Source organism: Staphylococcus pasteuri (assembly GCF_030547725.1).
Taxonomy (GTDB): Bacteria; Bacillota; Bacilli; order Staphylococcales; family Staphylococcaceae; genus Staphylococcus; species Staphylococcus pasteuri.
The window spans coordinates 1-229 of sequence record NZ_JAUOQO010001142.1; the positions used below are offsets into that span (position 1 = coordinate 1).

1 protein-coding gene is annotated in these 229 nt (G+C 48.5%); it reads left to right on the plus strand.

The window, feature by feature from the left end; all coding sequences use genetic code 11:
* Positions 1 to 229, plus strand: a 229-nt coding sequence (locus tag Q4528_RS16690) for a homocitrate synthase/isopropylmalate synthase family protein (protein WP_439848963.1), incomplete at both ends; no start/stop codon positions are given.

Sequence of the window (229 nt, forward strand, 5' to 3'; positions counted from 1 at the left end):
CCTCTGGGCGCAGTGTGGCGGTAAGCAAAAGCATTATTGGTCAACATGTTTTTACCCACGAGTCAGGAATACACGTAGACGGTCTGCTAAAAGATCCGCAAAACTACCAAGGTTTTTCGCCCGCGTTATTGGGCCGTAACCACACCGTGGTATTAGGCAAACATTCTGGATTTTCGGCCATTGAATCGGTCTATCAATCACTCGGCATTGCCTTAACTAAGCCCCAGTG